The organism is Paenibacillus sp. FSL R5-0749 (genome assembly GCF_038595085.1).
Classification (GTDB): domain Bacteria; phylum Bacillota; class Bacilli; order Paenibacillales; family Paenibacillaceae; genus Paenibacillus.
In genome coordinates this window covers 2,313,354-2,338,845 of record NZ_CP152005.1, presented here as the reverse complement: position 1 = coordinate 2,338,845, position 25,492 = coordinate 2,313,354, and the positions used below count along the sequence as shown (strand labels likewise).

Here is a 25,492-nt window from a genome sequence, read left to right as displayed (position 1 = left end):
TCCTTTCATCTATCTACTATATCACTTTACAGTTGAATTGTAAGCGAGGTTGCGCCTGCTGCTGCTGTAATAACAACACCAGTTGAACCTGACACTTGGGAACCACCTTCAACGCTGGATACACTCTCGATACCGCGAAGCACCAAGTTCCATGGTTTGCCCGCGCCTTCAGCACGAACGTCCAGCACTGATCCATTACGTGTAACGTTAACTGTCAGTTCCTGTTCAGCAGCCTGGTTCACAACAACCGCTTGAGCCGTTTGACCATCAGCCAGTTCGAACAAATGCAGGGACACATCATTCGCAAAGTCATAATCCGGTTTATGATCTACAGCACCAACAGCGATCAGGCTGTTTGGTTTAACCATCATAGGCAGTGTTTTGAAGTCATGGTTTTCACTGATCCAGCGTCCACCTTGTACCTTCGCTCCTGTCAGATAGTTCGTCCAATTTCCTTCAGGCAGGTAATAACGCACATCGCCTTCCTTGTTGAAGATTGGCGCCACGAGAATTGAATCACCGAACATGTATTGCGTATCCAGGTTATATGTTGTTGGGTCCTCCGGGAAATCGAGCAGCATTGCACGCATCATCGGAATACCTTTTACCGTTGACTCCACCGCAGAATTGTACAGGTACGGCATCAGGCTGATTTTGAGTTTGGTAAAGTCACGAACAACGTCCACGGATTCCTCGTCAAACAACCAAGGCACACGATACGAAGTGCTGCCATGCAGGCGGCTGTGTGAAGATAAAAGTCCGAATTGTACCCAACGTTTGTATACGTCAGGGCTCGCTGTGCTTTCGAAGCCGCTGATATCATGACTCCAGAATCCGAAACCGGAAAGCCCAAGTGAGAGACCACCGCGAAGCGATTCAGCCATGGATTCATACGTGGAAGAGCAGTCACCGCCCCAGTGAACCGGGAACTGTTGACCACCGGCTGTTGCAGAGCGTGCAAACAGGGCAGCTTCGTTTTTGCCAATCTTCTCTTCGAGCAATTCAAATACAGCTTTGTTATAGAGCTGTGTGTAATAGTTGTGCATTTTAACCGGATCAGAACCATCGAAGTACACAACATCTGTCGGAATTCTTTCACCGAAATCTGTCTTGAAGGAATCTACACCTTGATCCAGCAGAACTTCCAGCTTGCTCTTATACCAATTCACAGCATCCGGATTCGTGAAATCAACTAGAGCCATACCTGCTTGCCACATATCCCATTGCCATACGCTGCCATCGGCTGTTTTGACCAGATAACCGTTCTCCATACCTTCATCGAACAAGTAGGATTTCTCTGCAATATATGGATTGATCCAAGCACAGATTTTGAGACCCTTCTCTTTCAGACGTGCAAGCATGCCTTCCGGATCCGGGAACATTGCTTCATCCCATACAAAATCAGACCATTGGTATTCCTTCATCCAGAAGCAGTCAAAATGGAATACAGACAGTGGAAGATCACGTTCAGCCATGCCATCTACGAAATGGTTAACGGTTGCTTCATCATAATCTGTTGTAAATGATGTGGTCAGCCAAAGACCAAATGTCCATGCGGGTGGAAGCGCTGGTTTACCTGTTAATTTCGTATAATTATCCAGTACATCCTTCGGATTGTCGCCGCCGATAATGAAGTACTCCAACGTCTCCCCTTCTACACTGAACTGTACTTTAGATACGTTCTCAGATGCAATCTCATACGATACGCGCTCCGGATGGTTTACAAATACACCATATCCTTTATTGGACAGATAGAAAGGAATGTTTTTATAGGACTGTTCACTGCTTGTACCGCCATCTTCATTCCAGGTATCTACGATTTGACCGTTTTTAACAAACGGTGTGAAGCGCTCACCGAGTCCGTAAACGTATTCACCAATGCCAAGATCAAGCTGCTCGCGGAAGTACGCTTCCTTGCTCGGACCTGTAATATAACCAGCCGCTCGTTGACCGCTACCAGTAATGCGTTTTCCTCCATACAGGAAGCTGACGTCCCAACCGTTTGTTTTATCGATTTGAACTTCCAGATTGCCGCTTTTCAGAACAGCCCCTCGTTCATTTTTGGAGATGTCAACGTTTGCATCTTGCGTATTCAGCTCAAATACAGGGCCTTTTTTCACTCCGCCTTTATGGTGATTCAACGTTACTCGAATAACGTTAGGCATAGGTGAGCTGTACGTTGCTTTCAGCAATGTACCATTCAACGTGTCGCCTTTGCTACGAATATATTTAGTTGCCGCATATACGGTCAAGGAATTTTCTTTTTGTACAATATCACGAATGTCAGTCGGGTTTTGAATCTGATACCCTTCACGAGTCATCCAGAATCCATCAGTAAATTTCATGTTTTCTTTCCCCCTTTGGTTATACTATAATAATATTGATATTAATGATGAATTTCTTCTCTTATTTTGACCAAATATATCACGATTTTGATAATAACCATCCGATTCTTGAACATCAGCACCAATCTATGGAAACGATTACATTAATAATGATACAAAAAGGAGAATCTGATATGGAACGTGAACGATTACGGGAAGACCGAATACACGGGAATGCCATGTATCCAGTCAGTGTATACCCGGATATACAACAACTGAACGGCGATAGCATTCTGGATTGCCACTGGCATGATGAAATGGAGTTCACCATGGTTACTCAGGGCTGTGCGGTCTTTCAGATTGATATGAACACCATTGAGGTTCAAGCTGGAGAAGCCATTTTTATCAATCGAGGTGAGATTCATGCAGGTTATCTGAAGGGTGATGTTCCCTGTGTATTCTCTTCCATTGTATTTAATCCCGAGCTGCTCGGCAGTCGTACCTTCGATACGGTACAGGAGAAATTCATCGGTCCACTGGTGCGCAAAACCGTAGTTCCCCCTTTTCATATCAAAGCAGATGAGGATTGGGGACAAGAAATTCTGGATCACCTGAAGCGCATATTTGCCGACCATGCTGCCCGAACAGAAACGTGTGAAATGTCAACGAAAGCATACCTGTATCTCATATTTGCCCGAATGTTCGAACATATGAAACCTGTTCCGCTCAAAGGCACCGTAGCTACAGGGAGCCATGACAAGGTAGAGCGCCTGAAATCCGTGCTCGGGTATATCCACAAGCGTTATCCTGAACCATTGAAGCTGAAAGAACTGGCCGATGAAGCCAATATGAGCGAAGGACACTTCTGCCGTTTTTTCAAACAGATGGTGCAGAAAACTCCGGTTGATTACATTAATTATTACCGCGTTCAACAAGCCTGCGTCCAGCTTGAGAATACGGATCACAAAATTGTTGATATCGCCATGGATGTCGGTTTTGATCATCTAAGCTACTTTATCACCACATTTAAAAGGCATAAAGCCACAACGCCTTCACAGTATCGCAAAATGTTCTATGAGAATGTGGCCATGGAATCTGCCTTGGTTCAGGTATAATAGAAGAAGGTGCTCACAGCTCTCTGGCTGCAAGCACCTTCTTTATTCATTGGTGTCTCACTTTTTCAATGTCTTCCATGAAGTGTATTCATGTACGGAGAAACCGTTAAAGGACGCATGTACTGAAGCCATTTTTTCGACCAACTTCAATTGTGCTTCCATATAAGCAGATCCCTCTTCATAAAAAGTAATGAAGTCGCCTTCCTTACTTTGCTTTGTTTCCACAGCTATGGAGATCGTTTTGCCAAGCAGAGCCGCTTCTGCAAGTTCATCCTTCGCTACACTATAGATTGCAGCAGCTGTATCACGGTAAGCCATAATCGTAATGGAATCAAACTTTCGAATCATCCAGCTGCTAACCGCCATCGTTGAACCCGGAATTTTGTAGTTATCGAGCCAGAATGGCAGATCAGCCGCTACGGGCATCTTCATCCGTGATGCTCGCTCAACAATGTACTCCACATTTCCTTGCCACTGGGTAATCACACTGGCCTGATTGATTTTCCATTGCGGGTGCACATGTGGCTCGATATCCAGATGAATACCCGCAAATTTCTCATTGGGTAATGCCTGCGCTTGATAAGCCTCAATCCAGTCCAGGAAAGATGCAATCTGCTCCCGACTCTCCGTCAATCCCCAGGCCGATCTTCCATCCATCACGTCAACCGCAATATTCTTGGCTCTCGCCTGGCGGATAAAGCTTTTATACTCAGGAATTTTTATATCCCGGTTCATCTGTAGATAGATCGTATTGATCTTATTGGCTGTAGCGTAAGTTAACACCTCTTGAGGATTACTTCGGATCTGGGTAGTATCCCACACCCATGTCGCTCTCACGGGTGCATCAAGTTTCCCATGAATCGTTGCATAACTGTCGACTGAACCATCTGCAATGGCTTTGGAAGAACAGGCTGTACTCGCGCACAGTATCAAACAACACAGTAACAAGATAAAACGGTACCCCTTTTTGCTTTTCATATTTGTACACTCCCTCTGAAGTTATCAGCTCTGACGTGCAAATCTGGATGAAATTGTGTCGTTTCATATACATTTAATGGAGCCTTATTAGGTACGACGAAATCGAATTGCTTCTATATGCAATATCATCTTTAAGACTTACGACGAAAGAATCATATAATTATATTTCGGGAATTCGTAGTTCTGTATTTATAGTTCAAAAGTCACGAATATTCTCTTTTTTCTAAATTCACCCTTATTTCAGCATGACTTCAGTCATTATTGCCATATGTACACCAAGAACCAGAAGACCTAGAAAGCGTTTTCTCCCAAAACGCACAAAAAAACCGCCCTAAGGCGGCTTTTCATGTATATCCATTTATTGAGCTCTAGTCGATAAATCTATTCATTCATTACCCGATTGAACTGCCGGTGTACTGTCAACCACTTCATCGAAAAGGGAGACCAGTTCAATACCTTCTGCCGAGATCCGCACAAGCCCCTTGTCGGACAACCGTAATTCCGGAATCACTACCAGCGCAAGCAACGAAAGCGTCATGAACGCATTATTCAACGTACATCCTGCGGACTGTAAAGCTTCACTGATTGCTGCCGATTGGGCTGCAACGACTTCGAAAGACTCGGTTGACATTAAACCTGCAATCCGCAGCGGGAATTCGGTCACCCCTGCTGCCGTTACCACGGCTACCCCACCTTGCATGCGAATGACCCGGTTACCGGCTTCGGCCATCAGGGCATCATCATTACCGATAATCAACAGGTTGTGACTATCATGAGCCACCGTCATCGCAATTGCTGCAGGTGATGTGAAGCCAATGCCTCCAACAAGAGCAACCGCCCGATTCCCGGTTTGTTTGTGACGCTCCAATACCGCGATTTTGCATACTTCCCCGGAAGTTGAAACCACAACCTTGCCGTTCTCTACGGTGACTGGCAGGTGTTTCTCCTTTGTATCCACATGGTTCTCTGTCACATGAATGATTTTGGCACCAATCGTGCCATCTGGAATCGGTGCAGCCAGTTCCAGATCTTCTGGCTGAATATTCGCTTCCAACTTCACCGTGTTCAGCGCTTCCTCCGGATACGTGAAGCTGTCCCAGACCGCCGTCATTTTCCCGTTCTCGGCCACCACTTGCCCGGCAGCAATCGTCATGCCCACACGTACATCCGCCAGCCGGCCGTCCAGCAGAATAATATCGGCTATATTGCCCGGAATAACCGCACCAATGTCGCGCGCAACGCCGAAGCGCTCAGCTGTGTTAATGGTTGCCATCTGGAAAGCCGTAACCGGCTTCACACCTTGGGAGATTGCGAGACGAACAACAAAGTCCATATGCCCTTCTTTGAGCAGGGATTCAGAGCTTCGGTCATCGGTTACCAGCATCATCCGGCGTGTATCCAGTCCAAGCTCCGTACAGGCTTTGATCGTCTCCGCCACATCATGCCATGCCGAACCTTGACGCATCTTCGCATACATCCCGAGTCGCAGACGTTCGACCACATCTTCCTTGGTTACACATTCATGATCCCCCGTAACTCCACTCGCTGCGTACGCCGGCAAACGCCAGTCATCTGCTGCCCAGGTGAAGTGACCATCTGCCACTTTGCCAGCCCGGAGGGTCGCCTGGATCTCACCAATCATCGTCTCGTCCCCGTAAACGACACCAGGGAAGTTCATCACTTCCCCAAGACCAATCATGTCCGGCCCCCAGGAAAGAGCCTCAGCCACCTCTTCTGGCCCGATATAAGCACCTGTTGTCTCCAGTCCCGGATGGGTGGAAGGCACACAGGAAGCCACCTGCATATAAGCAGCCATCGGTGTGGTCCGCGCTTCATCCAGCATCAGCCTCAGACCTTTGAGACCAAGCACGTTGGAGATCTCATGCGGGTCAAAGAAACCTCCCGTTGTGCCTGAAGGCAATACCGCTCTCGCAAACTCGGTTACTTTCATCTGAGTACTTTCAATATGGCAGTGTCCATCCAGCAATCCAGGAGCGATATATTTGCCGTTCGCTTCAATAATCCGGGTATGTTCTCCGATCGTGTGGCTTACATCTTTACCAACATAAGCAATTCGAGCTCCTTGTACAGCTATGGACATCTCAGGCAAAATCTCACCTGATATCACGTTTACGAGCGTGCCTCCCCGAATGACCAAAGTCGCTGGCATATCTCCCCGGGCTGTAGCGACCAGATCCGGTACACAATCGGCCATAAGCGGCCGTTCAAAAGATGATTTGTTCATATTGTTGCCTCCTTTAATAAACGATCCAAAAAAAATATATTGTTACGATTATATGAGTCCAGACCTCATGTGTAAAGAAAAATAACATCCATTGTGCCTCAATACAAATTATGGAGTCATATTTATCCACAGAACCCAATCCTTACGAATTCACGTTAGGTATTTTCATTCCATACGATCACCTATATGGCTGGAATCTCATCATGTATACGTCCCTCGTGAAGTTAGCTTTTTCCCGATATATGTATCATATACAGAAAGACTCCCGTTCCACTGAACGGAAGCCTTCTTCATGCACATGAATGTGATATGTCAGTCCACTTGCGCAGCAGACACCTTGCCAAAATCATACCATTCTTCCGACTGCGAGGTAATGAAAGGACTCGGTGTGCCCATGCAGTAAACGTGCAGCAGATGCATCGCTCGCGTACAAGCCGTGTAGAACAATTTGCGTTCATGCTCATGGGCATACTGCTCCGCAGAGCCGTCATAGATCAGGACAGCATCAAATTCCACACCTTTGGCCAGATACGCAGGAATGACATGAACACCCTGTTCAAAAGCCAGCGTCGTTTTCTTAATTAACTTCGGTGCTGAGGGCAGTATCTTGCTTAATGCAGCATGTACCTCTCTGCTCTCTTCGGCGGTCTTGCAAATTACGGCAACTGATTCATACCCTTCCTCAATTAAGTGCTTGAGGTCTGTCGTGATGACGTTCATATGACGATCGGAATCAGAAGAAACGATAACTTTAGGCTTCTCGCCGCTACGGTTAAATGGAATGATCTCTTCCCCGCCAGGCACCATGCCACGGGTAAACTCCACGATCTCCCGGGTAGAACGATAGCTCCTGGTCAGCTCAATTACCTCTGTATTGTCTGGACCGTACAGATTAGTCAAAGGTCCTGTTCCACTAAGGACTGAAGAGTGGGCATAGATCGCCTGATTGAAGTCACCGAGTGCTGTTATTTTCGCCCGAGGGAACAATCTCTTCATAAATGCCAATTGAAACGCAGAATAATCCTGGGCTTCATCAATAATGACATGACGAATATTGGAGTTAATATGGAAACCAAGCATGAGCTCACGCAGGTACAAGTATGGCGTAATATCTTCATATGCCAACTCCTGGAGCTTCAATCTGCGTAAAGTCATCCTACAGATTTCATCCCATTGGGCAGGCAACGCTTCGTCACCCAGCAATCGCACCATCTGACCCTCATCGTTGAACAGATGTGCATATAATTGTCTTATATCGACGAACCGCAAGGACTTGATCCATTTCCGTAACGGTTTGAGTCGGTCACTGACTACCATACGTGCCAGAATTTCTCTTTCTTGCTCGAAGTCATTAAACGTATGGGTCTTTCCTTTTTGCTTACGCTTTAACCGTTGGTATGCACGTTGCAGATCCTCCGGCTCCATCAGATCAAGCTGCTGATCGACCCAAGGCGCATCCAGTTCACCTTTACCAAAGGCAGACAGTTCTTTCAGCATCCAGTCCCGCAACATCTCCAGTCGGCTCACCAGCTTAACGGATGACTCGAAACTGTAGAATTTCTCAGCCATAGCCTCTGACGTAACAATTGCTCGGCCCTGGAAGCGAACCGGCTTGAATTTCATGCCACCTGACAGCATGCTCTCCTTATAACGCGTAATGACTTTCAGGAAAGATTCCGAGGATTTGAACCGAATGCTGGACATGCGAACATCATAATCGGGATCTTCTGTTCCCGTAAGTACATATTCGAGCTGAATAAACGGATCTTCCAATTGATATTCACGACCCAAACGGCGCTCCAGATACTCCTGGAAGGTCGTTTGCAACATATTTTCCTCCCCAAGCTCAGGCAGTACCGTGGAGACATAACTGTTGAACATCGGGTTTGGTGAAAAAAGAACCATCTGATCCGCTTGCAGATGCTCGCGATATTTATAGAGAAGATAGGCCACACGCTGGAGCGCGGCGGATGTTTTGCCACTCCCGGCTGCGCCTTGCACAATAAGCATGCGTGTCCGGTCATTACGGATAATCCGGTTCTGCTCCTTCTGAATGGTCGCAACAATACTCTTCATCTGTGCATCCGAAGTTCGACTGAGCACGGCCTGCAACAATTCATCGCCAATGGTTACGCCTGTATCAAACATAAAACGAATCCGTCCGTCCCGAATGACAAACTGCCGCTTCATCTCTATATCACCGCTGATCTCCCCGCTTGGTGTACGATATGTGATCGGGCCCGGTGCTCCGTCATAATAGAGGTTGGAGATCGGTGCACGCCAGTCGTAGACGAGAAAGGATTCCTCTTTCTCGTCTAATAACGATGCAATCCCTAGATAGATGCGTTCCGCATTCGGGTATCCATCTTCCTTGAAATCGATCCGGCCAAAATACGGTGAATGATGCAGTCGTTTCATTTTATCCAACGCCGCCGCTGTATTGAGATGACTGCGCTCCCGATCGGACAATACCTGAGACTGCTGCCGCATGCTGGTTGAAGTTTCCCCCACATCGTCCGCTTCGCTAAAGTTCATTGTCACTTCGTCCCAGAAGTCTTTTCTCATGCCAACCACTTCATCACGGAAGGAACCGACTTCATCTTCTAACGTTGTGATCTTGCGTTCAATCTGATCGGTCACCATGTTGACCCGTTGCTGCTCTTCGCTCCATTGCTGCTCTGTACTCATATGTTAATAGCCCCTCTTTCCCCGGATTGTGTCCTCAAAATCCCATTTGACAAGCCCGAAAAGGCAATGGTATAATTATTAGAAAGTAAACATTTTAATTATATGTTAATTAGTTCTAATTTTCTGAAAACCATTTTTTATTGTACCAGTGACAACGTCCCGATGCAAGCGGAGGCGTTTTTTGTTGTTTTCATCTTCATTATTACCCAATCACTGGGTCCTCAACTGATCAAACTGTTTATGCCTACTTTTGTAATTCTTCAATCGTCTCTTGCCAACGTGTAATTGCTCCAAGTTCATCTTTTAGTTGAAAGGTTATTCCTGAAGTAATCTCCGCATATGGCGCATGATCCATACGTACTTGGAGCACCTGTGCTTCAAAACGATCTCTCGGATGAACAGCCCCCTTAATCTCAGGCAGCAACTCTACTTCCATACGAATATGCAGCAAACGTTGCCCTTGAACCGCAATCAAGGTAGCCTTGCCTGTTTTGCTCATGTTCATACTGGTCTGTGTACCTTGCCACAGAGCAAGTCTAAGCTGACGGGGACTTATCGCAATCACTTCCCCCATACTAATCATCGCCTGATGCGGCCACTGATCCTCGGATACGGTCAGCAGTTGCATCGCTTCATGTTGTTTATGCTCCAGATTTGTCCCACTCAACCATTTCATTAGTTCAGAGTCCAATTCCTCTATAATCATGTCTATCCCTCAGTTCGTTAAAATTCATTCATGCCATTCAGCTGTATGTACGACAAAACAACCCGGACACGATTGTCCGGGCAATGTTGTAATTCCATTGTATATGATCATGAAGCAGGTACGCAATTCGCATCTAAGGCCACTTAAGCCAATTCAAAATTTTGTCCTGTGATTCTTTGTCTTCACTGGAGCTATGCACATGCTCGGCAAGTCGATTCAGACGTTCCAACTGATATCCGTAATCATAAATCGCAGCAGCCACGATCGACAGTCGTAACATGCCTTCCTTGTCGATATCAAACTGGGTGATCGCCTGCTCCATGAAACGGTCATTGTCCAATACAAACTGTGCGGCCTCTTCTCCATTCGGTTTCAGCTTATCCTCGAACTTGAGCAATGCATGCTCATGGAATTTAATTACAAGTTCCAGATGAGAATCAAAAAACTGATCCATCGCTGTTGACCGTGGTGCCTGGAAATAGTGACGTTCAACCGAATCCAGCACCTCATAGCCTTTTTGCAGACTCAGCAGCATTTGCTTGTAGACTACCATCTGCCGAGTTTCGCTGAATTTCGAACGTTTCATCTTTTTCTGTTCCTCTTCGAACAAGTTATACTTGTCAGACAAAGACTTAATGGAACCGCCCAGGTTGCTTTTCTCCTCCCGGAATACAACTTCCTTGATTTCATCCGAGATTGAGGTTCGCAGAAGCAACGACATGCCGCTGAACACACTCTGGATCTGCTTCACGAACTGAATCTTCGGTTTCGGAGGAAATACCGTAATGTTGATGAGAAACGCCGATACAATACCAACCAGTGTCAACAGAAAACGATTGAGTGCAAAATGCCAATCACCCGAAGCTTCCATAATGGATACAACCGTGACCAGTGTCAATCCAACCGTCTCACCCATATTCAATTTAAGACAAATCATGATGACAAGTACAATAATTAATCCAACAGCGATTGGCTCATTGGACAATACCATGCCGCCAACCAGGGCCACAATAGCTCCAAGTGTGGTCGTTTGCAGCTGATCCAGAAAGTATTTCCAGGAGCGATAGATGGAAGGCTGCATCGCGAATATAGCTGCGATTGCGGCAGGCACGGGAGATTGCGGGTTCAAAAACAGGCTACTAAGGTACAAGGCAAGCGTGACCGCAATTCCCGTCTTAAGTACACGAGCACCAAATGACATGGTGGTGACCCCTCCTCTTTACCGAACCTGAAATTTTACATTTGATAATCATGTTCATTATTACCCCATATTTCTTTTTTTGCCTGAATACATTCAGGAGAACGATTTATTGTACCATGGAAGACCTTCCGTTGCCATGTCATAAGTCAGAGGTACTATGAAATGGATTCATTTATGTATGTTAATACACATTATTAACCTAAAAAGAAGCAAATCCTCAAAATGGATTTTCACCAATTCGAAGATTCGCCTAAGTTTATATTATCTCTAAGGAATACTCATGCTTACGATGCCTGCCTAACGGTCTGTACCCGCCCACTCTCTTTTGAACTGGTCCACGAACTGCACCATATAATCATGACGCTGCTTGGCCAGCTCCTTGCCATAAGTGGTATTCATCAGATCCTTGAGCTTGAACAGCTTTTCGTAAAAATGATTAATCGTTGTGCTGCGCCCGTTGCGATATTCCTCACGGGTCATCTGCTCCCGTGGGGGAAGGGACGGATCGTACATCTCGCGTCCTCTCGCTCCTGAAAAGGCAAAGGTGCGTGCGATCCCAATCGCACCCAATGCATCCAGACGATCCGCATCCTGCACAACCTGTGCTTCAAGCGAATTGACCGCAGGACGCTGGCCTCCCGCATATGAGATGGTGCTAATAATACCCACAACCTTATTACGTATATCCGGGTCAAGAGGCTGGGTATCCAGCCATTCATTCAGTTTCGCCATTCCAGCTTCCAAGCTCTCATTCAGCTTTTCATCCGGTACATCATGTAATAATGCCGCCAGTTCGCAGACAAATGGATCTGCACCCATGCGGTGAGCGAGTTCGACCGCAAGTGCAGTCACTCGTTCAATGTGCGGCCAGTCATGACCATCACTATGCTTGGATGAATCACCTTGAACAAAAGATCGGGCGGCTCGCAGAACAGACTCTCCTGCCGTTATTTCATCTAACTCTGACATCTTATTATTCCCCGCCTTCACGGGACTGTTCACGTGGAATACGTCGAGCTACACCCGTCTTAACAGCTGCTTCAATGACGCGACTGCGCATCGATTTGACCACTTTATCATTGAACACACTCGGAATAATGTAATAACGTGTACGCTCTTCATCCGTAATGGCCGAAGCAATCGCTTGAGCGGCTGCCAGCTTCATTTCTTCATTAATTTCGGTGGCTCGGCAGTCCAGAACTGCCCTGAAGATGCCCGGGAAACATAACACGTTGTTGATCTGATTCGGATAATCGGATCGTCCCGTTGCCATTACCGCTACAATGTCTTCCACCAAGGCAGGCATAATCTCAGGTACCGGATTTGCCATTGCAAACACGATTGGATCTTCTGCCATGGTCTGCACATCTTCGCGAGTCAACAGATTGCCGCGGGACAGGCCGATGAACACATCGGCTCCGCGAATAACATCACGCAAAGAGCCAGTCTCCAGTTCGGGGTTAGTACGAGCTGCATAATCACTCCAGACTTCATTCTCATAAGTTTGTGTCCGTACAATTGCCCCCTCACGATCGACACCTATAAGCCGGCTGGCTCCCGCAGACAATAATATGTTACTGCATGCTACACCTGCTGCACCAATACCACAGACCACGATTTTCACATCTTCAATGGACTTGCCAACCAGTTTGAGCGCATTGATCAGACCGGCATATAACACAACTGCTGTGCCATGCTGGTCATCATGAAATACCGGAATATCCAATTCTTCATTCAGACGACGTTCAATCTCGAAACAGCGAGGTGATGAGATATCCTCCAGATTAATACCGCCAAAACCAGGTGATATCGCTTTCACAGTACGTATGATTTCCTCGGTGTCCTGTGTGTCCAGGCAGATTGGGAAGGCATCCACACCTGCAAATTGTTTGAATAACATTGCTTTACCTTCCATGACAGGCATCGCTGCACGAGGACCAATATTACCAAGTCCAAGCACGGCACTGCCATCCGATATAACGGCCACGGTATTCCGTTTAATTGTTAAAGAGAAGGCTTTGCCAGGCTCTTCTGAAATGGCTGAACATACACGAGCCACATCCGGAGTGTATACACGTGACAGATCTTCCCGGTTGTGAATCGGTGTCTTTGGTGTTACTTCGATCTTACCGCCCAGATGAAGCAGGAACGTCCGATCTGATACATTAATAATGGACACACCTTTAAGCTGGCGCACCCCTTCTATAATTTTACTGTTATCTTGTGCATCTGTAACGGCGACTGTCAAGTCGCGAACGCTTACATCCTGATTGGTAGAAATCACGTCGATGGCAATGATGTCTCCCCCAGCTTCCGAGATGGCCGAAGCCACTTCGCCAAACTTGATATCCTTTGTTGTCATTTCCAGTCGAATAATAATGCTGTTACCATCCAGATTTCTTTGATTCATTTCCATTCCTCCCAGACTGAAAGTCTTGAGTTACAAGTTACCTGTTTGTCTTCGCTGCGCGGACACGTTTATCCTTTATCTTGTCCAGAAAAAGTGGTTCAACAGCCATATACTTAAAATAAAAAGATGCCCTAAACACCAATGTCAGGCGTTCAGGGCACATTTTTAGTATCTTAAATCTTTATAAAGTAAGGATGAACCTATTATTTCCGGGCAGCCGGTCTGCGCAGGACACGAATGTCATATGGATTCAAGCTAAGACTGGATTCCACAGCATCACCACTGAGCAGATCCGTGTAGGACTGTGCATCTAATTCAATCCGTTTCTCATCTGGTGTATAGTTCTGTACAAATACATAATCTGCTGTACCATCTGTACGCGTATGTGCCGTTGTTCCGGCAGGCAGTTCTGTTTGAAGTCCACGCTCAATGTTCAGGTCAGCGATTAGTTTTGCGTAGAAATCATCATAGAATGGTGCTTTCAGACGTGTCGCTACATAATACGCTTTCCCTGAGCCCAATTGGTTAACTGTCAATGCCGGGCGTCCGGCATAGAAGTCAGAACGGTACGTAGCCAGAGACTTCGCGCCTTCCAGATGGATCAGATCACACAGTTCAATCGCATCGTACGCTGTATTGAGCTGAAGCTCGTTACCCTGCTCGGGGATAATTCCGTTCAGATCACGATCATGCAATCCGTCAATTTCCTCGGACCAGATGCCAAGTGTCTTACGCAGTGGGCCTGGGAATCCACCCAGGAAACACAGATCGTTTTCGTTTACAATACCAGACCAGTAAGTGGCTACAAACGTACCGCCTTGTTCTACAAACTTCTCAATGCGTTCGCCAACACCTTCACGTACCAGATAGAGCATTGGAGCAATCAACAACTTGTACTTGGACAGGTCTGCATCCATATCAATAACGTCTACAGCGACTCCTTTTTTCCAAAACGCTTCGTAATGCTCCTCCACGGTCTGCTCATACTTCACACCGATATTGCGCGGACCCTGTGAATCATTAACAGCCCAGCGGTTTTCCCAATCGAATATGATTGCAACTTCTGATGGAACCGCTGTTCCTACAATGGCTTCCATGCCTTCAAGCGCCGTTCCTACGTCGGTGACATCTTGGAACACACGTGTATGTTCCGTTCCTACGTGGTCTACCACCGCACCATGAAGTTTTTCGCTGGAACCCCGGCTCTTTCTCCACTGGAAATACTGAACACTATCGGAACCGTGTGCTACAGCCTGGAGAGAAGAGAGCAGATGCATGCCCGGTTTTTTCAGCTTGCTGACATCTTGCCAATTCGTCGAACTTGGCGTACTCTCCATCAGCAAGAACGGCTGACCGCCTTTGATGGAACGAACGATGTCATGCATCATTGCGATCCGGGACGCCTGTTTCGCGTCGTCATCTGCATCATGCCAAGTGGGATAACTGTCCCAAGAGAGGAAGTCCAGAATATCAGCGAACTTCCAATAGTTCAGGCCGCCATAGAATTCCATCAGGTTGGTTGTGACTGGCAGATCGGGATTCTGAGCTTTCAATGGTTTCGTTTCATGCACGATAAAATCAGCTGTCTGATCCGTAACGAAACGGCGCCAATCCAGATTCATTGCATGGACCTGTGTCTCACCGTGTGGAGCCGGAGATTCCACTTGACTCCAGTCTGTAACCGTATGGCTCCAGAATGTAGTCCACCACGAATGGTTCAGTTCATCAAGTGTTTGATACTTCTTCTGAACCCAACCACGGAATGCTTCCTGACAATAATCACAATGACAGTCTCCGCCAAACTCATTCGAGATGTGCCAGCCGATAACAGCCGGATGATCTGAATAACGTTCTGCCAGTCTTGTATTGATTGCAGTAACCTTCTCACGGTATACCGGGGAAGTATAACAATGGTTGTGACGGAAACCATGCAGATTGCGGACACGATTCTCGGATACGCGGAGCACTTCCGGGTACTTGGCGGACATCCAGGCAGGTCTGGCACCACTTGGTGTAGCTAGGAATGCATAGATGCCGTTTGCTGCAAAACGATCCAACACCTGATCCAGCCATTCAAACGTGTATACACCCTCTTCCGGCTCAAGGGATACCCATGAGAAGATACCAATGGACATCACGTTACACTTGGCAAGCTTCATCAAGCGAATATCTTCTTCCAGAACTTCAGGGTAGCGGAGCCATTGCTCCGGGTTATAGTCTGCGCCATGCAACATGTGCGGGGCTTTGGAACTTACAGGTGCATATTTGTATGTCATAAGGACAACTCCCTTGCTTTTGAATTACAATTTTTATTGAATACAACGATATTCACGACTCAAATTACCAAGCTTATCTTCTGGCATGACTTCATCTTTTCATCAGATACCACTTGTGAACCTGTATGATATTACACGTATGTCACAACATCAGATTCTTCCGTAGTAGCTAGTGCTGTAAACGATTCCAACTTCCGACCTTTAAAATCAAACATGGTGAGGTTGCCCCAGTTATTCGGATGTCCAACGGACCATTCTTCTTTACTTGGTATCCATGCAGGTTCCCAATAATAGAATCCGTGCCCCAAACCACCAGGAACTTCGCGAATAATCTGCAACAGATCCTTCAGATATCGGGTCTGCCCCTCTACACTTGCAGGGTATCCTGGCAACAACAATTCTTCCTGATTCAAAATCCATTCGATGCCTTCTGGCTGCTCCAGTGTCCATGGATAAGCCGTTTCAACCACATTGACAGGTTTGCCATAACGCTCAGCCAGATCATGAAGATTGTCGCGTAACGCATCAAGTGTGCCGTGCCACCAAGGATAATACGATAGACCAATGATATCGAACTCCACACCGAGTGCTTCAAAGCGATCGTAAAACTTGCGGCTCTCGGCGTTATCTCCACCACGATCAATATGTATCATAATCTGGATATCCGGGTCAACGGATTTGACCGCAGCAATTCCGTACTTCACAAGGCCTGCAAAACGCTCCCACTGTTCATCCGTATCATGCTCTTCTCCACCAACACGTCCCTCATTCCATAACATGCCTGGCGTAATCTCGTTGCCGACCTGCACCATGTCCGGAAGCGCATCGTTTTCCTTCAACGTTCTCAGAACATCAGCCGTATACATGCATACTGCACGTTGAAGCTCTTCATAGGACAGATTCTCCCATGCTTTCGGCTTCCATTGATTAGCTGGATCAGCCCAACGATCAGAGTAATGGAAATCAAGCAAAAATTTCAATCCCTGTTTCTTGATCCGTTTGGCTATCTCCACCGTGCGCTCCAGATTGCAGAATCCACCAACAGGATCATTCCAGATTCGAAGTCGAATCGCGTTAGTGTCATTGAACTTCAGGATGGACAGCAAGTCTTGTTCCTTGCCATCCACATCACTGTAGCTCCCGCCATGCTGTTCGATTTCATCCATAAAAGACACATCCATTCCCAGAACGAATGTCTTTTCCGTCAAGTTGCTCACTGTATCAACCTCCATTAATTTGGGGTACAGGCTCAGCCTTTAACTGAGCCCAACGTCATACCTTTGACAAAGAAACGTTGCAGGAAAGGATACACAATCAAGATCGGTGCACTTCCGATGAAGATCTGAGCTGCCCTTACCGTAGTTTGAGAGAGAGCTTCCATTTCTTTTGGATTCATGCTCATGCTACTCATGTCACGTCCAATAATGACCGTTTGCATAAATGTAGCAAGTGGGTAATCCTTGGCGTTATTCATATAGAGCAATCCATCAAACCAGGAATTCCAGTGGAACACCATACTGAACAATGCAATGGTTGCAATGGACGGCATCGAAATGGGAAGGAAGATACTGAACAATGTTCTGAAATGGTTAGCTCCATCCATCAGTGCTGCTTCCTCCAGCTCTTTTGGAATACCGCGGAAGAAGTTCAGCATCAGAATGACCAGGAATGTGTTAACTGCCCCCGGGAGCACCAGTACCCAGAAGGAATCCATCAACCCAATCTTCTGAATAACCATATAGAATGGCACGAGTCCCCCGTTGAAAATCATGCTGAATACAAATATCCAGGAGTAGATCGTTCTGCCTTTGAACTCACTATTTTCTTTGGACAATGGATACGCCGCCAGGAACGTAATCAGCAACGTAATGGCTGTACCGATCACTGTACGCAGGAGCGAGATCCAGAGCGAGTTCAAGAAAATTGGATTGTTCATCGTTTTTTTGTATGCCTCAAGTGAGAAGCCTACAGGCCAGAGATTGACCAGATTTGCATCAGCAGCAGCCTTTGTACTAAAGGATACTGCCAGTACATGAATCATCGGTACAATACACATGATGGCGACCAAAATCAGAAAGCAGGTATTGACTATATTAAACACGCGATAAGGCAATGATTTATGATACATCGTGGTCCCTTCTTTCTCTGTTCATTCGTTTAGAATATGCGGTATCCGGCGTATTTTTTGGCTAAGCTGTACGATACAAGAATCAAGATCATGCTAATAACCGATTTGAATAATCCGATCGCCGTTGCAAAGCCCATCTCACCATTTTGCATTGCGGAACGATATACGAATGTATCAATGATGTCACCCGTTTGATATACGAGCGGGTTATACAAGTTGAAAATCTGGTCAAACCCGGCATTCAGTACGTTACCAAGTGCCAGTGTTCCCACAACCATCAGCATCGGCACAAGTGAAGGAATTGTAATGTGTAGTGTCTGTTTCCAGCGTCCCGCTCCGTCAATTTCCGCTGCTTCGTACAATGCTGGATTAATTCCGGCAAGGGCAGCCAGAAAAACAATCATGTTATAGCCAAATTCTTTCCACACATCTGTCAGAATGACCGTAGATCGGAACCAGCTGTTGTCTCCCAGGAAGAAATATGGCCCGAGTCCGAAGGTTCCCAGAACCCGGTTAACCAAGCCGCCTGTTGACAACAGATCTATCAAAATCCCGCCCAGGATGACCCAGGACAAGAAGTGAGGTAAATAGACAAGCGTTTGAATCGTACGCTGTATAGCCATCTTACGAACCTCATTCAAAAGAATGGCAAAAACAAATGGAACAAATAAATTGAAAATCAGTTTAAGTACAGCAATAATCAATGTGTTCCAGATGACCTGTAAGCTGTCTTCACGTTCAAACAAATATCTAAAGTTGTCCAGCCCGACCCATTCAGAACCGCTAATTCCAAGCCATGGCTTGTAGTTCTGGAATGCCATAATAATCCCGCCCATAGGCACATAACTGAAGATAATCAGAAAGATAATGGCTGGCAACAGCATAACGTGGAATGGCCAAGTGCGTTTCAAAGTTCTCATGATTGCTCCCCCTGTATTTCTTCCTACTCAAGTACTCCCTGAGTGGCTTATAATGCGATTATATCAACCTTTTACGGGGTCCAAACAGCACATAAAAGCAATATAAATGGCACAAATTCAACCACTTTGCCGCAGCTGAATAAACCAAAAAAAGCGCCCAGACGTTAGTCGTCTGAGCGCTGCTTGTAACTATTTTTTCACACTGTCATACCATTCGTTAACCTCTTGCGTGATTTGGTCACCGCCACCCGATTTCCACGTTTGTACAAAGGTATCAAACGCATCAGCCGGATTTTTGCCATAGATAATTTCGTTAAATGCCTGGTTCTCGATTTTGTTCAGATAGTCCAGCTTGGATTTCATCGTCTGTGTTGTTGGACCTGTGAACATGTTTTTGAAGGAGATTTCTTCCTGGCTCAATAACACTTTTGCTGCGGCAGGAGTTTCTTTACCGTAATTGACAGCAACGTCTTTCTCAAGCTTCGTTTCAGGCTCTTTGCCATTAGCCAGATTCATCAGAGCTTTCATCTGTGCATCTGGAATACGTGCACCATCACGAACAAGCAAATAACGTACTACGTTCACGTATCCGCCTTCGATCTGGTCAATCGGCAATTGTTTTCCGTTTGCATCCAATTGATAGTCATAACCTGCAAACAGACCATTATCATAAGGGCTGCCCGGTGCTGGGTCTGCATAATTGTCGAAGAGGTAATTCTGATACGTAAAGAATGCTTCTGGATGTGCCATATCCTTTTTGATCAACGTAACACCATTCACGAACTGTGTTCCGTGACGCATCGCTTTTCCATCAGGACCGGTAGGAATTTCAATCGGTTTCCATACCGCACTCGGTACATTTTTCACTGTATCGAGAAGTGGCCACCCACTCATCCAGTAAGGTCCTGGAATAATGCCGGCAGTTCCTGCAACGGCTGGCTCTGCTGTTTTGTTCTCATCCCATAGCGCTGCTTCCTGCGGGATATATCCTTTTTTGAGCCATTCGCTCAATTTGGTCAGACCTTGTTTCATACCCGGATTGATGGAGCCATACTCCAACTTGCCATCCGCAGCAAGATTCCATTGTTGAGGTAAGGTGCCATATGCACCAAATATCCAAGATACATCTCCCATCCATGTATTCATGGAAGTTTTGAAACCAACGCTGAGCGGAGTGACTTTATCCGGAGCCAAGCCGTCCGGGTTATTGTTTTTGAATGCTTCCATAACGGTTTCCAGCTCATCGATTGTTTTTGGTGCTTTCAGATTCAACTTGTCCAGCCAATCCTGACGAATCCACAACAAATAATCATTGTTGTAGGCATAGTCCAGAACAGGGATACCCATTCTTTTGCCATCACGACTATATTGGTTCCAGACGTTAGGATCTTGCTCCATCGCTTTTTTCCATGTGTCAGAAGCATATTTGTCGAACAGTGGACCGACCTCTTCGTACATGCCAGAGTCGATCAAGTCTTGAGCAACGAGATTGTCCGCACTACCAATCGTCACGATATCTGGCATTTCCTGTCCAGAGGACATAGCCAGACGAAGTTTAGTTGCAAACGCACTGTTTGTGTCTGTTACTGACCAGAGCGCGCTGACATTAATCCCGAATTTTTCCTTGGCCCACTTGGTTGCCACGTTATTTTCCATGGATTCGCCATTTTTAAACTTCAGCTCAGGATCGATTCCCCATGCTGTTGTAATGGTTACTTCCGGATCATACTTTTCTTTGTATTCGTTTTGGGTTCCAGACGTACTTGGTGTTGCACTATCTCCGCCCCCACTGCCTCCTGAACATCCTGCAAGAACGACAGTTAGACTCAGCGTTGTAGCGAGAAGCGTCAAGAATCTCTTTTTCGTTGATTGCGCTCTCATGTTGTTCCCCCTTAAATCGTTTTGGTTACCCTTTCATTATAGGCTGACCAGGACTTTGATCCTATGATACGAAATCAAGATTTCTGCACCTTTGCCAACCTATATTCTGGAATGTTGTTGTAATTATGCCTGATCCCGAAATTCATTGGGTGTCATCCCATAATGCTTTTTGAACATTTTGCTGAAATATTGCGGATTCTGATAGCCAAGTTCACTCGTAATCTCGTATATTTTTTTGTTGCTATTTTTAAGCAGATATAGCGCGCGTTCCATGCGCATCCGAATCATGTAATCCCCGAGACCTTCCCCAGTCTCTGCCTTGTAGATTTTTGATAGGTATACGGGGTGCAAATATACCTTGTCCGCAATCATCTTCACCGACAGATCCTGTCCCGTATCACTTGTCACCAGCTCCTGAACCTGCTTGATCACATGTCTGCGGCTCTGCACACCTTCTTGATCGGACAACTCTTCCTGAAGCTTCGCCAGCATCTCGGTTGCCCAGCGCCGCAGCTTCTCGGGGGATTGGATCAACTGATGAGCAAGGAGCAGATCGAATCCCGCATGATCAATTTCATGTACCAGATGCCCCTGTTTATGGGCAATATACATGAATGCATTGGTTACAGACAGATACATCTCATACACATGTTCTCGGGACAATCGTACCTGTTCTGCCGCGTCAAAGACCGTGTTCAGCTTACGCGCTGCCGCTTCCCATTGCTTGGTCTCAAGCAATTGCGGAAGTACAGGCGGTTTGTACAACTCTTCGAGCGCCTGGGTCGCATCATTCTCCGATCTTTTGCCGAGTGCCTGATCCATGTCCATATATATAATCTTGTGTTCTTCCGGTCCTGAAAGGACAAGGGAACCCAGGCTTTTTCGATAAGCTGCTGTCAATTCATTAAAAGGAAATGATGGTGTAACGACCATGGACAGATCCCCCTGTAGATATCGAATGACATGCTCACGGAAAGTTTCAGCTGAGGTTCTCAACGTCTCCAAGTCCATCTGCGGAGCTTCGATCTGTCCCTGATTCTGCAAAAACATAACCAGACACTCATGAGGTCCGCGACCAAACCACACGTTGAATTGCTCTCCGAGCACTTCCTCTGCAATATTCCCTACCGCAAAATCCATCAGATCCAGAGATTGCTGATCCATTGATGAGAAGCGTCCTGTGAGACGAATCAGCATCATCACAGCCGATTGTTCCGGGTCAATATGAATCTCATATTGTTGCAGTTGTTCCCGAAGTGCCCGCCCCGTGATCTCACGTCCCAGCAGCAGATCATGCATCAGATTTTCCCGTAAAATTTTATAGTCAGACTTCCGACTGTATAAAAGCCGGTGATATTTGTCGAATTCATCCCACTCATCACGAAGAGATGTGATGGCTGCCGACACGGAACTCATAAATTCATCATCGTTCACAGGTTTCAAAATATAATCCGCTGCCTGCAATTGAATCGCTTTCTTCGCATAAGTAAAATCACTGTGACCAGTCAGCAAGATACAGCGAATATGGGACCAACGCTTGCTTACCTCTGCAATTAGATCCAGTCCGGACATGCCCGGCATGCGAATATCGGTTACCACAATATCTACTGCATTTTCCTCCATAATCTCCAGCGCTTCTTTACCGGAAGCGGCACGAAACACAGTCGTTACTCCAAGCTCTCCCCAGGGGATTGTAAGTTCCAGACTTTCTGTTACATACGTTTCGTCATCTACTAGCAGTATATCTATCAAGCAAGTCACTCCCTATCTCGTTCGTTATGCACTAAGTTCAATTTCTAACCAGGCTCTCACATGTTCTCGATACTATCTTGGCTATCTGGGAGAAGCTCCCTCTCGGCAGGCCACGATAGTGTAACCCGTAATCCACCAAGTTCCGATTCCGTTATATCAAGCCCTGCCTGCTCCCCATATCGAAGCTGGAGTCTCTGATTCACATTCCATAGGCCACAGCCCATCTCCTGATCCATCGTTCCCCTGAGCTTATTCAGAAGCGCCTCACGTGCCTCCTGAGTCATGCCTTGCCCGTCATCTTCTACGACAAGAACCATGACACCGCCCTGTTTTTCCCCAGAAACCCTTATTTCTCCGGCTTCCGCATCCGCTTCGATACCGTGGATTACCGCATTCTCCACCAGTGGTTGTACAATCAGGGGCGGTACTTCCTCTCTTAACATCTCATCAGACAGATCAAGCTTGTAATGAATTCGGTCCATACGCATTCGTTGGATCTCCAGATAACAGCTGACAAATTCAATTTCCTCTGTCAACGGCACTACATCCCGCTCCTGCCTTGTCGTATAACGATAATATCGGGAGAGGTTATGCGACATCGCGACAACCGCATCCATACGCTTCAGCTTCGCCATACTCGTAATGAAGGAGAAACAATTATAGAAGAAGTGCGGGTTAATCTGCGATTGCAGCTGCTTCAAGCGGGCTTCACGCACATGAATCTGTTCCAGGTAAACGTGTTCAAATAACTGCTGGATCTGCTCCACCATCAAGTTGAACCGTTCAGACAGAAAACTGAATTCATTGCGACCCTTCGGCTTAATCCTCACCGAATAATCTTCCTGCTTCAACCGTTGGAAACCGCGAATAAGTTGTTTCACTGGTACCTGCACCTGGACATATAACAAGTAGGCCACGCCAAAACTCATCAACAACAAACAAATCATCGAAGAATAGAAGAGCATATTCGATTGATGAATCGGCTTCAGAATATCGGATAAAGGCATATAGTCCACCAGATACCAGCCTGTCGTGCTTGATTTCACGGTGTTAACCATGTAGGGCTCGCCATCTATCACCACAGTCCGATTATCCACATCCTGAAGTTCATGGATGGACAGTTCTTTCATCAATTGGTTCGTTAACGAACGATCCGAAGTCCGATTATAGATAACTCCCGATTCTTCACGGAAATAGAAGGGGTCATGCCTGCCATCGTCCTTGAATTTATCGAGCATATCCCGAATGTTGTCACTATCAAACTCCAGTTTAATAATCGTTTCCGCATTATTAGCCGGGTCTTTAATACCGTATGGAGATACGGTAATCCAGCTAAACATAAACCGATCGTCTTCCCCATCCTGAATTTTGCGTACATCCCAGCCGGAACTGATATTCTCCCTTAGCGCTTGTTTATCGTAAGAACGTGCATCCCTTTCCGAAACCACCCTGCCCAGCGAAGGAGAGTACAGATATAACTTTGTCGCCCAATTGGACGAGCTTTCCTGAATACTTAGCTTATTCTGAATACGTTTGACCAGATTGATCGCATCTAGGTCAAAGTAGTTACTATCCGCGTAGATTCGCCGGAAGCTGGCAATGTCAGGATCATGTATGAGCAGATTCGGCCAGGAGGATAACAGCTCGATGTGCGTGTTCACTTGATTTTGGAAAAATTCAAGCTGGTTACTATTCGATCGATTCAACTCATCTCTGAGAACAGCTGTGGTTTTGTGATTGGAGTACCAGTACAGAAGCACTACAGGAATCAGCATAATCAGAATAAGAATGACCATTTTGGAAAACAGGTTTGTCCGATATGACATCTTTTCATCTCACCTTGTCTTAATTTGTCGTGACATTAATTGTAATGATGTAAGCGGTAAAGACAAACTATTTTTTTGAGACAAACCAATTCATTATCTAGCGTAAGCGTTACCAATTGAAGGGGGAAGGAGATAAAACCAATATTTCAGCACTAATTGCAACTTCCACGCACAAAAAGAGCCAGCCATGAGCCAGCTCTTAATCTGATTTTAGTATATCTCTTTGAACGTTCTATCTAGATTGACCTTATTCCACATCTGTTTATGTAATTATTCTTATTTTCTATAAAAATATCAACTATGGCATATCGTAATCAAACACCGTATTCGCTCCATCCACGCCTACATCGAGCACAATATCCATGAGTTTCCCGCTGACGTACAGTGGGGATTCCGCTTTCCCATAAAACTCCAATTCCCCTGTAAACGTTCCATGGGGTTCAATCTCAATATGTACTGGCCTCAATTGGACAGACCGCAAGGCTTCCAATAGTGGATCATCCTTAAACTTATAACTGCGTGCGAGATCAGGCAATAACACAGCGGATACGGGATCTCTACCGTAATTTTTGAGTGTCAGGTCACAGGTTGCTCGGGTCTCCCCCGTTTTCAGTACGTTAAAGGTACATGAGCTTGCATTCTGTAGATAGGATACCGAATCTATGCCTTTAGCCTCCCACTTGGCTATATACATGAATTTATCCGTCATATACGAGTAACTGAGAACAAGAGCGAGAACAACAATCCACAACCCTTTCGCAAGTCCCGGAAACGACCGACCAATCTCTTTGCGAGTAAGATAAAAGCCACAGGCGAAGATCCCCAATCCGAGGAAAAGTGTGATATGTACACCACTTAAATAAGATGTAGTATACGGTGATATACCTATTGCTGACAGTATTGTATCTCCAACAGAAAAACCAAGATGATGGTTAAATGTAAAGATGATCGCAAATAGCAATAAAGCCCCAGAGAACACAAGTCTGGTCCTCGACACACAAACACCCCCTAATCAACCACCTGATTATATCATATTTTTCCT

General features: G+C 46.1%; 17 protein-coding genes. 1 reads left to right on the top strand and 16 read right to left on the bottom strand.

Going from position 1 to position 25,492, the window contains the following annotated elements; genetic code table 11:
• Positions 1-26: 26 nt before the first annotated feature.
• Positions 27-2,345 (bottom strand): alpha-xylosidase, encoded by a 2,319-nt coding sequence (gene yicI, locus MKY85_RS10515; RefSeq protein ID WP_342572537.1) that lies wholly within the window; start codon positions 2,343-2,345, stop codon positions 27-29.
• A gap of 173 nt (positions 2,346-2,518) precedes the next feature.
• On the opposite strand from yicI, the gene MKY85_RS10510 reads away from it, so the two are divergent.
• A complete protein-coding gene (locus MKY85_RS10510) occupies positions 2,519-3,439 on the top strand; it encodes an AraC family transcriptional regulator (RefSeq protein ID WP_339241318.1) in 921 nt (306 codons plus the stop codon).
• A gap of 57 nt (positions 3,440-3,496) precedes the next feature.
• Here MKY85_RS10510 and MKY85_RS10505 read toward each other — a convergent pair whose 3' ends face one another.
• The 15 genes from MKY85_RS10505 to MKY85_RS10435 form a co-directional block, all read right to left on the bottom strand.
• The gene (locus MKY85_RS10505; RefSeq protein ID WP_339260340.1) at positions 3,497-4,417 is read right to left on the bottom strand and encodes a hypothetical protein; all 921 of its coding nucleotides are present in this window, start codon (positions 4,415-4,417) and stop codon (positions 3,497-3,499) included.
• A 385-nt stretch (positions 4,418-4,802) separates the two neighbouring features.
• Positions 4,803-6,662, bottom strand: a complete 1,860-nt coding sequence (locus tag MKY85_RS10500) for an adenine deaminase C-terminal domain-containing protein (RefSeq protein WP_342572536.1) — start codon at positions 6,660-6,662, stop codon at positions 4,803-4,805.
• 312 nt (positions 6,663-6,974) lie between these two features.
• Positions 6,975-9,350 carry an RNA polymerase recycling motor HelD gene (gene helD, locus MKY85_RS10495; RefSeq protein ID WP_342572535.1) on the bottom strand — a complete coding sequence of 792 codons (2,376 nt, stop codon included), beginning with the start codon at positions 9,348-9,350 and terminating at the stop codon, positions 6,975-6,977.
• Positions 9,351-9,594: 244 nt separating this feature from the next.
• Positions 9,595-10,056 carry a pyridoxamine 5'-phosphate oxidase family protein gene (locus MKY85_RS10490; protein ID WP_342572534.1) on the bottom strand — a complete coding sequence of 154 codons (462 nt, stop codon included), beginning with the start codon at positions 10,054-10,056 and terminating at the stop codon, positions 9,595-9,597.
• Between the two features lie 133 nt (positions 10,057-10,189).
• On the bottom strand, positions 10,190-11,257 hold the full coding sequence (locus MKY85_RS10485) for an aromatic acid exporter family protein (RefSeq protein ID WP_339241310.1): 1,068 nt from the start codon (positions 11,255-11,257) through the stop codon (positions 10,190-10,192).
• Positions 11,258-11,554: 297 nt separating this feature from the next.
• A complete protein-coding gene (locus tag MKY85_RS10480) occupies positions 11,555-12,226 on the bottom strand; it encodes an HD domain-containing protein (RefSeq protein WP_342572533.1) in 672 nt (223 codons plus the stop codon).
• A gap of 4 nt (positions 12,227-12,230) precedes the next feature.
• Complete coding sequence (locus MKY85_RS10475; protein ID WP_339241306.1) at positions 12,231-13,667, bottom strand: NAD-dependent malic enzyme; 1,437 nt, start codon at positions 13,665-13,667, stop codon at positions 12,231-12,233.
• A gap of 203 nt (positions 13,668-13,870) precedes the next feature.
• A complete protein-coding gene (locus MKY85_RS10470; protein WP_342572532.1) occupies positions 13,871-15,943 on the bottom strand; it encodes a beta-galactosidase in 2,073 nt (690 codons plus the stop codon).
• 131 nt (positions 15,944-16,074) lie between these two features.
• Positions 16,075-17,160, bottom strand: coding sequence for an arabinogalactan endo-1,4-beta-galactosidase (locus MKY85_RS10465; RefSeq protein ID WP_339241302.1), 1,086 nt, complete (start codon positions 17,158-17,160; stop codon positions 16,075-16,077).
• Positions 17,161-17,192: 32 nt separating this feature from the next.
• Complete coding sequence (locus tag MKY85_RS10460; protein ID WP_076326910.1) at positions 17,193-18,071, bottom strand: carbohydrate ABC transporter permease; 879 nt, start codon at positions 18,069-18,071, stop codon at positions 17,193-17,195.
• A 29-nt stretch (positions 18,072-18,100) separates the two neighbouring features.
• Positions 18,101-18,991 carry an ABC transporter permease subunit gene (locus MKY85_RS10455; RefSeq protein ID WP_074094500.1) on the bottom strand — a complete coding sequence of 297 codons (891 nt, stop codon included), beginning with the start codon at positions 18,989-18,991 and terminating at the stop codon, positions 18,101-18,103.
• Between the two features lie 189 nt (positions 18,992-19,180).
• On the bottom strand, positions 19,181-20,872 hold the full coding sequence (locus tag MKY85_RS10450; protein ID WP_342572531.1) for a sugar ABC transporter: 1,692 nt from the start codon (positions 20,870-20,872) through the stop codon (positions 19,181-19,183).
• A 123-nt stretch (positions 20,873-20,995) separates the two neighbouring features.
• Positions 20,996-22,624, bottom strand: a complete 1,629-nt coding sequence (locus MKY85_RS10445) for a response regulator (RefSeq protein WP_339241297.1) — start codon at positions 22,622-22,624, stop codon at positions 20,996-20,998.
• 56 nt (positions 22,625-22,680) lie between these two features.
• A complete protein-coding gene (locus MKY85_RS10440; protein ID WP_339241294.1) occupies positions 22,681-24,450 on the bottom strand; it encodes a sensor histidine kinase in 1,770 nt (589 codons plus the stop codon).
• A 298-nt stretch (positions 24,451-24,748) separates the two neighbouring features.
• Positions 24,749-25,447, bottom strand: coding sequence for a hypothetical protein (locus MKY85_RS10435; RefSeq protein ID WP_339241292.1), 699 nt, complete (start codon positions 25,445-25,447; stop codon positions 24,749-24,751).
• Between the last annotated feature and the right edge of the window lie 45 nt (positions 25,448-25,492).

Coding starts and splice junctions, on each gene's coding strand:
- yicI (WP_342572537.1), bottom strand. CDS start 2,345: ATGAAATTTACTGATGGATTCTGGATGACTCGTGAAGGGTATCAGATT.
- MKY85_RS10510 (WP_339241318.1), top strand. CDS start 2,519: ATGGAACGTGAACGATTACGGGAAGACCGAATACACGGGAATGCCATG.
- MKY85_RS10505 (WP_339260340.1), bottom strand. CDS start 4,417: ATGAAAAGCAAAAAGGGGTACCGTTTTATCTTGTTACTGTGTTGTTTG.
- MKY85_RS10500 (WP_342572536.1), bottom strand. CDS start 6,662: ATGAACAAATCATCTTTTGAACGGCCGCTTATGGCCGATTGTGTACCG.
- helD (WP_342572535.1), bottom strand. CDS start 9,350: ATGAGTACAGAGCAGCAATGGAGCGAAGAGCAGCAACGGGTCAACATG.
- MKY85_RS10490 (WP_342572534.1), bottom strand. CDS start 10,056: ATGATTATAGAGGAATTGGACTCTGAACTAATGAAATGGTTGAGTGGG.
- MKY85_RS10485 (WP_339241310.1), bottom strand. CDS start 11,257: ATGTCATTTGGTGCTCGTGTACTTAAGACGGGAATTGCGGTCACGCTT.
- MKY85_RS10480 (WP_342572533.1), bottom strand. CDS start 12,226: ATGTCAGAGTTAGATGAAATAACGGCAGGAGAGTCTGTTCTGCGAGCC.
- MKY85_RS10475 (WP_339241306.1), bottom strand. CDS start 13,667: ATGAATCAAAGAAATCTGGATGGTAACAGCATTATTATTCGACTGGAA.
- MKY85_RS10470 (WP_342572532.1), bottom strand. CDS start 15,943: ATGACATACAAATATGCACCTGTAAGTTCCAAAGCCCCGCACATGTTG.
- MKY85_RS10460 (WP_076326910.1), bottom strand. CDS start 18,071: ATGTATCATAAATCATTGCCTTATCGCGTGTTTAATATAGTCAATACC.
- MKY85_RS10455 (WP_074094500.1), bottom strand. CDS start 18,991: ATGAGAACTTTGAAACGCACTTGGCCATTCCACGTTATGCTGTTGCCA.
- MKY85_RS10450 (WP_342572531.1), bottom strand. CDS start 20,872: ATGAGAGCGCAATCAACGAAAAAGAGATTCTTGACGCTTCTCGCTACA.
- MKY85_RS10440 (WP_339241294.1), bottom strand. CDS start 24,450: ATGTCATATCGGACAAACCTGTTTTCCAAAATGGTCATTCTTATTCTG.